This window comes from Streptomyces sp. MMG1121 (assembly GCF_001280015.1).
Lineage (GTDB): Bacteria > Actinomycetota > Actinomycetes > Streptomycetales > Streptomycetaceae > Streptomyces.
In genome coordinates this window covers 122,069-134,428 of record NZ_LGDV01000025.1, presented here as the reverse complement: position 1 = coordinate 134,428, position 12,360 = coordinate 122,069, and the positions used below count along the sequence as shown (strand labels likewise).

Below are 12,360 nucleotides of genomic sequence, written 5' to 3'. Positions count from 1 at the left end.
CGGCCGAGCCGACGCCGACCATCAGGTGGGCGGTGCGATCGCGGGCAGGCGCGAGCTGCCCGCGAGTACGACGACGGTTGGCGAGGAGTGACTGGATGACGCAGGTCAGGCCCATGCGCGCGGACGCTCGGCGCAACTACGAGCGGTTGCTGAAGGTGGCGGCCGAGGCCTTCGCCGAGCACGGCGAGAACGCGTCGCTCGACGACATCGCCAAGCGGGCGGGCGTCGGCTCCGGCACGCTCTACCGGCACTTTCCGACGCGGCAGGCGCTGCTGCAGGCCGCGTACGTGGGCCGTGTCGAGGCGTTCGGGGCACGGGCCGACGAGCTGGCGCGGGAACTGCCGCCGGGCGAGGCGCTGATGGCGTGGCTGTACGAGCTGTGCGTGGGCACGATCCAGGTGCGCGGGATGAAGGCACTGCTGGGGTCGGCGGTCACGGACGGCAGTACGGCGGCGCTGACGGCGTGCGGGACCACCGTGCGCGGGGCGGCGGGCCGGCTGATCGAGGCCGCGCGGGCGGAGGGGTTCCTGCGGGCCGACCTGGAGCCGATCGAGCTGCTGCGGCTGGCGCACGGGGTGGCCACGGCGTCCGAGCTGGCGGACGGGCAGGGGACGCAGATCCGCCGCTATCTGGCGTTGCTGATGGAGGGGCTGCGGCCGTAGGCACCCGGGCACGGCCGCAGCCGACGCATCACAGGGCCTTCGCGCCCGGTTCCACCATGTTCCGTACCGTCCGCGCCTTCACGAACTCTCCCATCGCCGTCATGTCCCACTCGCCGGAGAACTGCCGGATGAGCTTGGCCATCATGACGCCCGTCTGCGCCTCGGCGTTCGTGAGGTCGAAGCGGACCAGTTCCTCGCCCGTGGCCGCGTCGATCAGACGGCAGTAGGCCTTGGCGACCTCGGTGAACTTCTGCCCGGAGAAGGAGTTGACGGTGAAGACCAGGCCGGTGACCTCCGGGGGAATACGGCCGAGGTCGACCGTGATCACCTCGTCGTCGCCCCCGCCCTCACCCGTCAGGTTGTCCCCGGAGTGCTTGATCGCGCCGTTCAGGATCGACAGCTTGCCGAAGTAGCAGCTGTCGACGGCGTTGCGCTGCGGGCCGTAGGCGATGACCGAGGCGTCCAGGTCGATGTCCTTGGCGCGGAACGCGGGCTCCCAGCCCAGGCCCATCTGCACGCGGGAGAGCAGCGGGCGCCCGCCCTTGACCAGGGACACGGTCTGGTTCTTCTGCAGGCTCACCCGGCCCTTGTCCAGGTTCACCTTCCCGGCGCCCGGCACCGGAGCCGGTGGCGCGGGCGGTGCGGAGGGCATGGGGGGAGCCGACGGTACGGACACCGGTGGGGCGGACACCGGCGGGGCGGCCGGTGCCTGCGCCGCGGCCGGTTCCTCCACCGTCACCCCGAAGTCCGTCGCGATGCCGGCCAGTCCGTCGGCGTACCCCTGGCCCACCGCGCGGGCCTTCCAGGTGTCGCCGCGGCGGTAGATCTCCACGACGACCAGTGCCGTCTCCGCCCCGAGCTGCGGCGGGGTGAACGTGGCCAGCACGGTGCCGGCCACCGCGTCGCGGATCGTGGCCGTCGGCTCGATGCCCTGGAAGGTCTGGCCGGCCGCGTCCGGGCTGGCGGTGACCACGATCTTCTCGATGGCCGGCGGGACGGCGGCGGTGTCGACCGTGATCGCGTCGGGCGCCGCACCCCCGCCGGAGGCGTGGGCCACGCCCGGGCCCGTCGGCTGGTTGTAGAAGATGAAGTCGTCGTCCGAGCGCACCTTGCCGTCGGCGGTGAGCAGCAGGCCCGACACGTCGAGCCGCACCGGGGCGGAGACGTCCACCGTCACGCGCGCGGCCGAGAGAGGGATGTTCGAGCCAGGGGTCATAGCTGTCATGCCAGGTGAACGAACGAGACCGCTTTACCGTTCCCTTACCCTCCGAACGGCTTACGGCACCACCACGATCTTGCGCCCCACCCCCGCCGCGAACTGCTCCAGGGCCTGCGGGTAGCGCTCCAGCGGGATCCGGTCGCTGATGAAGACCTCCGGGTCCAGCACCCCGTTCGCGAACAGCTCCGCCGCCCGCTCGAAGCTGTGCAGCACCGCCATGGAGCCGGTGATGGTGATCTCCTGGTTGTAGATGCGGTACGGGTCGACGGCCACGCGGGTCGCGTAGTCGGCCACTCCGAACTGCAGGAACGTTCCGGCCTTCGCCACCCGGTCCAGGCCGTCCTGGATCGCGGCCGCGTTGCCGGTCGCGTCCACGACCACGTCCCAGCCCTGCGGCCGCTCCAGTTCGTCCGCGCTGCCGGCCGCGCCCGAGACGCCGAGCCGGCGGGCCGTCTCCAGCCGGGCCGGGTTCACGTCGACCACGTCCACGCTCGCCGCGCCCGTGCGCTTGGCCAGCTCCAGCATCATCAGCCCCATGGTGCCGGAGCCGTAGACGAGGACGTGGGCGCCGAGGCGGCTGCTGAGGACGTCGTAGCCCCGCACCGCGCAGGACAGCGGCTCCACCAGGGCCGCGTCCTCGGTGCGCACGTGCTCCGGCAGCTTCACGCAGTTCGCCACCGGCGCGACGGCGTACTGCGCGGCCCCGCCCGCCGTGGTCACGCCGATCGCGGCCCACCGCTCGCACAGGTTGTTGTGGCCGCTGCGGCAGTAGCGGCACTCGTAGCAGTACAGGGACGGGTCCACGGCCACCCGGTCGCCGACCGCGACCTCCGTGACCTGGCTGCCGACACCCACCACCTCGCCCGCGAACTCGTGCCCGGGGACGATCGGCAGCTTGGGCGCGAACTCGCCCTGGAGGATGTGGAGGTCGGTGCCGCACAGGCCGCAGGCGGCCACTTCCACGACGACCTCGCGCGCGCCGGGCGTCGGGTCCGGCACCTCGGTGACGACGGCGCGGCCCACGGACTCGATGACGGCGGCCTTCATTTGACGGCTCCAAGCGACAGGCCCTGGACCAGTTTGTCCTGGGCGGCGAACCCCGCGGCGAGCACCGGCAGGGAGACGACGAGCGACGCGGCGCACACCTTGGCCAGGAACAGGCCCTGGCTGGTGATGAAGCCGGTCAGGAAGACGGGGGCGGTCTCGGCGACCACGCCCGTCAGGACTCGGGCGAACAGCAGCTCGTTCCAGCTGAAGATGAAGCAGATCAGGGCGGTGGCGGCGATGCCCGGCAGGGCGATCGGGGCGACCACGCGCGCGAGGATCGTGGGCAGGCGGGCGCCGTCCACGCGCGCGGCCTCGATGACGGCGACCGGCACCTCGGCGAGGAAGGACTGCATCATCCACACCGCGATCGGCAGGTTCATGGAGGTGTAGAGGATGACCAGGAGCCAGATGTTGTCGAGCATCCCGGTGTTCTTGGCGAACAGGTAGATCGGCAGCAGGCCCGCCACGACCGGCAGCATCTTCGTGGACAGGAAGAAGAACAGGACGTCCGTCCACTTCTTCACCGGCCGGATCGACAGCGCGTACGCCGCCGGGAGGGCCAGCAGGAGGACGCAGGCGGTGGAGACCACCGAGGCGACCGTGGAGTTGATCAGCGCGGGCCACGGGCTCGCCCCGCCGCCGCTGCCGAAGAACTCGCGGTAGCCGTCGAGCGTCAACGACGCGGTGAAGGACGGCGGGTTGGTCGCCGCGTCCGCCTCCGAGTGGAAGGAGGTCAGGGCCATCCAGGCGATCGGCAGGAAGAACACGATCCCGGCCAGCCAGGCCACGAGGCCCAGTCCGTTCCGGCGCAGTACGGCGGTCATGCGCGGGACACCTCCTCGCGGAACAGGGACGACACCACGCGCAGGGCGAAGGTCGCGATGATGATCGAGCCGATGACGACCAGGACGCCGGCGGCCGAGGCGAGGCCGTTCTCGTGGGCCTGGTAGAAGCTCTGGTAGACGGTGTAGGGGAGATTCGCCGTGCCGAGGCCGCCGGAGGTGATCGTGAAGACCGCGTCGAAGTTCTGGACGATGTAGACCGAGCCCAGCAGAGCGCCGAGTTCGAGGTAGCGGCGCAGGTGGGGGAGGGTCAGATGGCGGAAGACCTGCCAGTCGTTCGCGCCGTCGACCCGCGCGGCCTCGATCTGCTGCTGGTCCCGGCTCTGTAGTCCGGCGAGCAGGATCAGCATCATGAACGGCGTCCACTGCCACACCAGCGAAGCCTCGACGGCGAGGAGCGGGGTGTTGGAGATCCAGTCCGGCTGTGGGCCGCCCACATAGTGCAACAACCCGTTCAGCAGGCCGTATTCAGGGTTGTAGAGCACATGTTTCCAGAGCAGCGCCGCGGCCACCGGCACCACCAGGAAGGGAGCGATGAGCAGGGTGCGGACGATGCCCCGGCCGCGGAACCTGCGGTCCAGCAGCAGCGCGAGCGCCAGCCCCAGGACCAGGCTCGCCAGCACCACCGCCACCGTCAGCAGCACGGTCGTCCACACCGAGTGGCGCAGGTCGGCGTCGGTCAGCACCTGGCGGTAGTTGTCCAGGCCGGTGAAGTGGCGGGCTTTGGGGTAGAGGGCGTTCCAGTCGAAGAGGGAGATCACCAGCGTCGCCACGAACGGCAGCTGGGTGACCGCGATCATGAAGACGAGGGCCGGCAGCAGCGGGGCCCGGGTGGCCCAGGCGCGCAGCCGGGCCGAGGGCTGCCTCATCGTCCGTGCGGGAGCGGCCGCGAGCGGGGCCGAGGTCGTCGCTGTCATCGTCCCTCGTACTCCTTGGAGATCTTCTCGGCGAGCGTCTGCGACTTCTTCAGGGCCGACGCGACGGACTGGCGGCCGGCGATGGCCGCGCTGATCTCCTGGGAGACCTTGGTGCCGAGGTCGGTGAACTCGGGGATGCCGACGAACTGGATCCCTGGCGCGGGACGCGGCTGCACCCCGGGGTCGCTCGGACGGGCGCTCTCGATGGCCTCCTTGGTCATCTCCTGGAACGCGGCGGCCGACTTGCGGTAGTCGGCGTTCGTGTACGTCGACGCCCGTTTGCCCGCGGGGACGTCGGGCCAGCCGCTGGTCTCTCCGACCAGCTGCTCATAGCCCTTGCCGGACGCCCAGGAGACGAACTTCCAGGCCTTGTCGGGGTTGCGGGACGCCTTCTGGATGCCCCAGGCCCAGGTGTAGAGCCAGCCGGAGGCCGGGGTCTCGACGACGGGCGCCGCGGCGTAGCCGAGCCTGCCCCTGACCGGCGAGTCGGCCGCCTCCAGCAGGCCGGCGGCGCTCGTGGCGTCGTACCACATGGCGACCTTGCCCTGGGTCATGTCGTTCAGGCACTCGGCGAAGCCGGACTGGGCGGCGCCGGACTCGCCGTGTGCGCGCACCAGGTCGACATAGAACTTCGTCGCCTTCTCGAACTCGGGGGAGTCCAGACGGGCCTTCCACTTCTTGTCGAACCAGGTGCCGCCGAAGGTGTTCACGACCGTCGTCAGCGGTGCCATCAGCTCGCCCCAGCCGGGCAGTCCGCGCAGGCAGATGCCCTTCATGCCGGGCTTCGCGCCGTCCGCCTTCGCGGCCAGGCCGGCGACCTGCTGCCAGGTGGGGTGGGCGGGCATGGTGAGGCCCTTCGCCGCGAACACGTCCTTGCGGTACATGAGGAACGACGACTCGCCGTAGAAGGGCTGCCCGTAGAGCTTGCCGTCGTCGCCGGTGAGGGACTGGCGCATGGGTTTCAGCACGTCCTGCTCGTCGTACGACGGGTCCTTCGCGACGTAGCCGTTCATCTCGTGCAGCCAGCCGTTGCGGGCGTAGATCGGTATCTCGTAGTTGGAGAGGGTGGCCACGTCGTACTGCCCGGCCTGGTTGGCGAAGTCCTGGCTGATCTTGTCGCGGACGTCGTTCTCGGGCAGGACCGTGAAGTTGACCCTGATGCCGGTCTCCTTGGTGAAGTGTGCGGCGGTCAGCTTCTGCAACTCGGTCATCTGCGGGTTGTTGACCATCAGGACGTTGATGGAGTCGCCGCCGGAACCGGTCCCGCCCGCACCGGCCCAGCAGCCGGAGAGCAGCGGGGCGAGCAGCGTCCCTACGGTGGCCATGACGAGCGTGGCTCGCGGCCTCCGTCGGCTCGGGATACGCATGGATCGCTCCTGGAGGTACTGGAGATATAGGGGCATAAGGGGCGCTCGTCGGTGCAGAGGGCCCGTAGAGGGGTTCGGTTTGGAATTCAGACCCGGATGACCTGCGGGCCCAGCAGGGAGTAACGGTGGGCCTCGGCGGCCGGCAGTAGGGTGCTCGTCACGATCGCCTCCAGCGCGCCGACCTCGGCGAACCGGCAGAAGCTGACCGCGCCGAACTTGGTGTGCACGCCCGCGAACACGGTCCGCCGGGCCGCCCGTATCGCCTGTGCCTTGACCTCGCTGACGGCCGGGTCGGGCGTGGTCAGGCCGTATTCGCGGGAGATGCCGTTGGCGCCGATGAAGGCGAGGTCGATGACGAATCCGGCGAGCATCTTCGTCGTCCAGTGGTCGACGGTGGCCAGCGTGCCGGCCCGGACCCGGCCGCCCAGCAGCAGCACCGAGACCTGCTCGGCCTCGGCGAGGGCGCCCGCGACCGGGAGCGAGGCGGTGACCACGGTCAGCGGCCGGTCGGCCGGCAGGGCCTCGGCGATGAGTTGCGGGGTGAAGCCCTCGTCCACGAAGACCGTCTCGGCGTCCCCGAGCAGCTCGGCCGCGGCGGCGGCGATCCGGCGCTTCTCGGGCACATGGCTGGTGGCGCGGAACTCGAGCGTCGTCTCGAAGCCGGCGCTCTCCACCGGATAGGCGCCACCGTGCGTACGCCGGACCAGGCCGTGGTCCTCCAGGGCCCGCAGATCGCGCCGGATGGTCTCCTTGGCCACGCCCAGCTCGTCGGCGAGCGCGGTGACGTCGACCGCGCCCGTGGCACGCGCGACCCGCACGATCTCGCGCTGGCGCTCTTCGGCCGTCCTCGTGCTCATGTCGTCACCCGCTTCCGCTCGACGGCTGCCCGTTCGGGCTCACGAGGGAAGTTCTACCGTCGGGGTGCGGCGCTGACCAGGCTTGTTTCGGGCCCGATACTGCCCGGGTGCGCCCGTTTGCCCTACGAGGCGTCCGGCGCGGACCTGCGAGGCCGTGCGCGACGGGGTGAGAGCGGGCGGCCCGGATGCCCGAACAGGCGGCGGGCGGGCCCGTTCGGTGCCCGCCCGCGCGCGTGGGCGACTGTTTTGCGCCGCCCGGGGTGCTCGATAAATTCAGTACGCCGAATTCAGTACGGCCAGATCGGCGGGTCGTTCACGAAGTGCCCGCCCAGGTGGCTGTGCGCCGGGTTCTCCGGGTCCAGTTCGCCCTGCTCGGCGATCAGCTTCCCGGCGTACGGCTCGGAGTCGTCCCGCGGCTCGTACCCGAGCGCCCGCGCGGTGGTCAGGTCCCACCACAGCCGGGTGTTGGCGGAGGAGCCGTAGACGACCGTGTGGCCGACCTCCTCGGCGGTCAGGGCCGCGTGGAAGAGCCGGGCGCCGTCGGCCGGGCTCATCCACACCGAGAGCATGCGCACGCCGGTCGGCTCCGGGAAGCACGAGCCGATGCGCACGGAGACGGTCTCCAGGCCGTGCTTGTCCCAGTACAGCTGGGCGAGGTCCTCGCCGAAGGACTTGGACAGGCCGTAGAAGGTGTCCGGGCGGCGCGGGGTGTCGACCGGGATCAGTGCCTCACCCGCGCGCGGGGCCGGCGTGAAGCCGACGGCGTGGTTGGAGGACGCGAAGACGATCCGGGAAACGCCCTCCTGGCGGGCGGCCTCGTACAGGTTGTAGGTGCCCTCGATGTTCGACTTCAGGATCTTCTCGAAGGAGGATTCCAGGGAGATGCCGGCGAGGTGGAGGATCGCGTCCACGCCCCGCACCGCCTCGCGCACCGCCGCCGTGTCGCCGAGGTCGGCGACGACCGCGTCCGGCTCGCCCTCGACGGGGCGCACGTCGAAGAGGCGCAGCGTGTAGCCGTACTCCGGCAGCAGGGACCGCATCAGGGTGCCGAGCCCGCCGGCGGCGCCGGTGAGCAGAACGGTGCGGGGAGCGGGCATCCTCGGTTCTCCTTGTAGCCGGTATTCACATACATGGACACGCTAGAGAGTTTCACTGTGCACCGTCAAGTGTCGCGCGATGTCCGCGAATTCGGCTCCCGTGTTGCGAGTTTGCCTGCTTGACCTGCCACAAGAAGGCCCCGTAGCGTGGTTGCGTTCAGAAATATGGACATGAATCAGAAACATGCACCTGCGTGTCTCAAGGGAGAGCCCGTGACGCCAGCCCCTCTCAGTGAACGGCTCACAGATCCGCGCGGGCCGCTCTTCTTCCCCGTCACGGCCTACGGCCCGGACGGCGCCCTCGACCTCGACGTCTACCGCACCCATGTGCGCCGGGGCGTCGCGGCCGGTGCCTCCGCCGTGTTCGCCTGCTGCGGCACCGGGGAGTTCCACGCGCTGCTGCCCGAGGAGTTCCAGGCCTGCGTCCGGGTGGCCGTGGAGGCCGCCGACGGGCGCGTCCCGGTGGTCGCGGGCGCCGGATACGGCACAGCGCTCGCCGTGCGCTACGCGCGCTTGGCCGCGGAGGCCGGCGCCGACGGCCTGCTCGCCATGCCTCCGTACCTCGTCCGGGCCGGCCGGGAGGGCCTGCTGCGGCACTACCGGGAGGTCGCCGCGGCCACCGCGCTGCCGGTGATCGTCTACCAGCGCGACAACGCCGTCTTCACCCCGCCGACGGTGGTCGGACTCGCCCGCACCGAGGGGATCATCGGCCTCAAGGACGGCCTCGGCGACCTCGACCTCATGCAGCGGATCGTCAGCGCCGTGCGCACCGAGGTCCCGGGCGACTTCCTGTACTTCAACGGCCTGCCCACCGCCGAGCAGACCCAGCTCGCCTACCGGGCCCTCGGCATCACCCTGTACTCCTCGGCCGTCTTCTGCTTCGCCCCCGAGATCGCCCTCGCCCACCACCGCGCCCTGAACGAGGGCGACGCGGCGACCGTACGGCGCCTGCTGGACGGCTTCTACCGTCCGTTCGTGGAACTGCGTACCCAGGGCAGCGGCTACGCCGTCTCCCTCGTCAAGGCGGGCGTACGGCTGCGCGGCCTGGACGTCGGCGAGGTCCGGCCGCCGCTGCACGAGCCGTCGGAGGACCACGTCAAACAGCTCGCCCAGCTGATCGAGCGGGGATACGCGCTGCTGGAGGGGGACGCGTGAAGGCGTCGGCGTTCGTCTACCCCTGGGACGTCAACGGGGACCCCGCGGCGCCCGCGCGCCTGGCCGGGCTCGGCGTCGAGCAGGTGACCCTCGCCGCCGCCTACCACTCCACCCGCGCCCTGACCCCCCGCCACCCCCGCCACCGCATCGTCACCGCCGAGTACGCGGCCACCCTCTACCCGCCCGGCGACCGCTGGACGGGCCGGGGTCTTCGGCCGTACCCCGCCGGGCGCTGGGCCCCCGGCGACGCCTACGGCGAGGCCGCACGGGCCCTCGCGGCGGCCGGTCTCGCAGTGCACACCTGGGTCGTCCTCGCCCACAACTCGCGCCTGGGCGCCGAACATCCGGACACCTCGGTCGTCAACGCCTACGGCGACCACTACCCCTGGGCACCCTGCATCGCCCAGCCCGCCACGCGCGCGTACCTGGTCGACCTGGCCGCCGAGGCCGCCGTACGCCCGGGCGCGCACGGCACCGAGCTGGAGTCCCTCGGCTGGTACGGGCTCGCGCATCTGCACGCCCACGACAAGATCGGCGGGGTCGGCCTCGGGGCGGCCGGGCAGTATCTGATGTCCCTGTGCTTCTGCCCGTCCTGCCGCGCCGGGTACGGCGAACAGGGCCTGGACGCCGACGCGTTGGCCGCCTCCGTGCGCGACGCGCTGGAGCCGCTGTGGCGGGGCGCGGCGGACGACGAGGGCTGGCCGACGGTCGTCAAGCTGCTCGGCGAGGAGGCGGCGGCCCGCACGCGCGCGTGGCGCGACAACACCGCCGGCACCCTCCAGGAGGAGGCCGTCGCCGCCGTACGCGCCGCCGCGCCGGCCGGCTTCCAGGTGCTGCTGCACGCCGACCCGGTCTCCCACCACTGCGGCGCCAACGCCGGCGTCGACCCCGCCCGCGTCCTCTGCGTCGCCGACGGCGTGGTCGTGCCGTGCGCGGGCGGTACGGCCCTGCTGGCACCCTTCGCCGAACACGCCCGTCAGGAGACGGTGATCGCCGCCAACTTCACCGTGGTCTCCGGGATGGGCGGCAGCCCCGGCGCGCTCGCGGCGGACGCGGCACGCGCGCGTGCGCAAGGCGCGACGGAACTGCGGCTGTATCACGCCGGGTTGGCGTCGGACGACGACCTCGCCGCCGTACGGGAGGCGCTGTCCGGGCGCTGAGCCGGCGTGGCCGCCGTCAGCAACACCCCCGGGCCGTGGAGCGGCAAGAGCGATGCCGGTGGGGCCATCTCGGCCAGGACCGCCCCGATGCCCGGACGTCACCGAACCGGCGCCCTGGACGGCGTACGGCACGCCCGTGCAGGCGAGGGAGTGGCCGAGGCGGTCCACGACGGCGTACGTCGTCGTCGCGCTCAGGGAGCCGAGGAGCGTCGTCGCACCGGCCGCCCGGACGAGCGGGCGCAGCCCCGGGTGCCCCCACGGGTGCCGGACGCCCTCCGAGGTCTCCGGCCGCCGCCGGACCGCGCGGGCCGCTCCTCACGCACCCGCGGCAGCGCGCACAGCCCGGCGGCGAGCACGAACGTGACCGCGACCAGACGGGCGACGGCCGGAGCGCCGTACGCCGCGTACAGGCCCGCCCCCGGTCAGCGGAGCGACGAGCTTCACGCCCTCGGTGACGGTCATCCGCAGCCCGTTGAAGTCACCGAGGAGATCCCCCGGGACGGCCGCCGCCACCAGGGCCGACACTCGGCGGCGGCCGCTCGCCGTGGAAGAGGTGGCGCCGCACCGATGAGTTTCCCGGAGCCGGCCGGTCCCCCCTTCGTACGGGCAGCGCGACCCTGAAGGAGTGAGCAGCATGAGCACACCGGACCTCGGACCCCAGACCAGGATCGTGGCACGGCTCGCCGAGTCCGTCCCCGACGAGCTGCTGACCGGCCCGACGCCCTGTCCGGACCTGGCGGTGCGCAACCTGCTGGGCCATCTACTGGGGCTGTCCGCGGCCTTCCGCGACGCGGCCCGCAAGGACCTCGGCCCCACGACCGACAACCGCCCGAACGTCACCCTCCCGGACATCGGGCCCGGCTGGCGCGAGGAACTGCCCAAGGTGCTGGACGAGCTGGCCGACGCCTGGCGCGACCCGGCCGCCTGGACCGGGGACACCCGGGCCGGCGGGGTGGACCTGCCGGGCGCGGTCGCGGGCGCGGTCGTCGCCGACGAGCTCGTCATCCACGGGTGGGACCTGGCTCGCGCCACGGGACAGGAGTACGTCCCGGATCCGGCGGCGCTGGGGTCGGCGCTCACCTTCCTGCATGCCGCGGCCGACGATCCCGACCGGGCGAGCGGACTGTTCGGGCCGGTCGTTCCGGTGCCCGGGTCCGCGCCTGCGCTGGAGCGGGCGGTGGGGCTGAGCGGGCGCGATCCCGGGTGGCGTCCGGTATCGGGTTAGCCCTCAGGGGGCGCGGCGTGTGCACCCGGCGAGGCGTCGTACCCTCCCTCCCATGGCCCTCACCCTCACCACCCTCGGCACTGCCTCGCCGCACCCCGGTCCCGACCGGCCCTGCTCGGGATATCTGCTGGCCGGCGGGGGTGCCGAGGTGTGGGTGGATGCCGGGCCCGGTACGTTCGCGGCGTTGCAGCGGCACACGGATCCGGCGCGGCTCACCGCGATCTGGATCTCCCATCTGCACGCCGACCACAGTGCCGATCTGCTGGCCGCCGCCTACGCCTTCGCCTTCGGCGGTATGTCCCCGCACGCGCCGATCCCCCTGTACGCCCCGCGGGACTGCGCCCAGCGGCTGGCCGGCTTCTTCGGCCGGCCGGACGTCGGGTTCCTGAAGGGCGTCTTCGACTTCCGCGCCCTGCACGACGGCCACGACGTCCGGCACTGGAACCTGCGGCTGACGGCCCGTGCCGTCGCCCACGACACCGAGGCGTACGGGCTGCGCGCCGAGTGCCAGGGGAGCGTGTTCGCGTACTCCGGGGACAGCGGGCCGTGCGCCGCGCTCGGTGAACTCGCCTCCCGGGCCGACCTGTTCCTGTGCGAGGCCGACATCGACGTCCATCGCGAAGGCGAACAGGTTCATCTCACGCCGGAGGATGCCGGGCGGATCGCCCGAGAGGCGCGGGTGCGCGAGCTGCTCGTCACCCACGTCGGTCCCACGCTCACCCGTGCGGCGGCCACCGCCCGTGCCGCCGAGGCGGCGGGCCGGCCCACGTACGCCGCCGTCGAGGGTGACACCCGCAGCCTCTGAGCCGCCC

12 protein-coding genes and 1 pseudogene are annotated in these 12,360 nt (G+C 72.1%); 5 read left to right on the top strand and 8 right to left on the bottom strand.

Going from position 1 to position 12,360, the window contains the following annotated elements; all coding sequences use genetic code 11:
• The first annotated feature begins 95 nt into the window (after positions 1–95).
• Positions 96–662, top strand: coding sequence for a TetR/AcrR family transcriptional regulator (locus tag ADK64_RS04665; protein WP_053655076.1), 567 nt, complete (start codon positions 96–98; stop codon positions 660–662).
• Positions 663–690: 28 nt separating this feature from the next.
• Here ADK64_RS04665 and ADK64_RS04660 read toward each other — a convergent pair whose 3' ends face one another.
• The 7 genes from ADK64_RS04660 to ADK64_RS04630 all read right to left on the bottom strand — a co-directional run bounded on the left by ADK64_RS04660 (position 691) and on the right by ADK64_RS04630 (position 8,008).
• Complete coding sequence (locus ADK64_RS04660) at positions 691–1,878, bottom strand: TerD family protein (RefSeq protein WP_078992483.1); 1,188 nt, start codon at positions 1,876–1,878, stop codon at positions 691–693.
• Positions 1,879–1,938: 60 nt separating this feature from the next.
• Positions 1,939–2,928, bottom strand: coding sequence for a zinc-dependent alcohol dehydrogenase family protein (locus ADK64_RS04655; RefSeq protein ID WP_053655072.1), 990 nt, complete (start codon positions 2,926–2,928; stop codon positions 1,939–1,941).
• Positions 2,925–3,752 (bottom strand): carbohydrate ABC transporter permease, encoded by an 828-nt coding sequence (locus ADK64_RS04650; protein WP_053655070.1) that lies wholly within the window; start codon positions 3,750–3,752, stop codon positions 2,925–2,927. The genes ADK64_RS04655 and ADK64_RS04650 overlap by 4 nt, the downstream gene beginning before the upstream one ends.
• Complete coding sequence (locus ADK64_RS04645) at positions 3,749–4,687, bottom strand: carbohydrate ABC transporter permease (RefSeq protein ID WP_053655068.1); 939 nt, start codon at positions 4,685–4,687, stop codon at positions 3,749–3,751. Before ADK64_RS04645 ends, ADK64_RS04650 begins: the two co-directional genes overlap by 4 nt.
• Complete coding sequence (locus ADK64_RS04640) at positions 4,684–6,054, bottom strand: ABC transporter substrate-binding protein (protein ID WP_053655066.1); 1,371 nt, start codon at positions 6,052–6,054, stop codon at positions 4,684–4,686. The genes ADK64_RS04645 and ADK64_RS04640 overlap by 4 nt, the downstream gene beginning before the upstream one ends.
• Before the next feature lie 86 nt (positions 6,055–6,140).
• A complete protein-coding gene (locus tag ADK64_RS04635) occupies positions 6,141–6,911 on the bottom strand; it encodes a DeoR/GlpR family DNA-binding transcription regulator (RefSeq protein ID WP_053655065.1) in 771 nt (256 codons plus the stop codon).
• Positions 6,912–7,198: 287 nt separating this feature from the next.
• Positions 7,199–8,008, bottom strand: coding sequence for an NAD-dependent epimerase/dehydratase family protein (locus tag ADK64_RS04630; protein WP_053655063.1), 810 nt, complete (start codon positions 8,006–8,008; stop codon positions 7,199–7,201).
• A gap of 213 nt (positions 8,009–8,221) precedes the next feature.
• Between ADK64_RS04630 and ADK64_RS04625 the strand changes: the two genes are divergently transcribed.
• Complete coding sequence (locus ADK64_RS04625) at positions 8,222–9,163, top strand: 5-dehydro-4-deoxyglucarate dehydratase (RefSeq protein WP_053655061.1); 942 nt, start codon at positions 8,222–8,224, stop codon at positions 9,161–9,163.
• Complete coding sequence (locus tag ADK64_RS04620) at positions 9,160–10,323, top strand: hypothetical protein (protein ID WP_053655059.1); 1,164 nt, start codon at positions 9,160–9,162, stop codon at positions 10,321–10,323. The genes ADK64_RS04625 and ADK64_RS04620 overlap by 4 nt, the downstream gene beginning before the upstream one ends.
• Positions 10,324–10,362: 39 nt before the next feature.
• Here ADK64_RS04620 and ADK64_RS46970 read toward each other — a convergent pair.
• Positions 10,363–10,845, bottom strand: a pseudogene (locus ADK64_RS46970) (MFS transporter); the annotation flags it as partial.
• Positions 10,846–10,957: 112 nt separating this feature from the next.
• On the opposite strand from ADK64_RS46970, the gene ADK64_RS04615 reads away from it, so the two are divergent.
• Both ADK64_RS04615 and ADK64_RS04610 read left to right on the top strand, forming a co-directional pair.
• A complete protein-coding gene (locus tag ADK64_RS04615) occupies positions 10,958–11,548 on the top strand; it encodes a TIGR03086 family metal-binding protein (protein WP_053655057.1) in 591 nt (196 codons plus the stop codon).
• A gap of 52 nt (positions 11,549–11,600) precedes the next feature.
• Complete coding sequence (locus ADK64_RS04610; RefSeq protein WP_053655055.1) at positions 11,601–12,353, top strand: MBL fold metallo-hydrolase; 753 nt, start codon at positions 11,601–11,603, stop codon at positions 12,351–12,353.
• Positions 12,354–12,360: the final 7 nt, after the last annotated feature.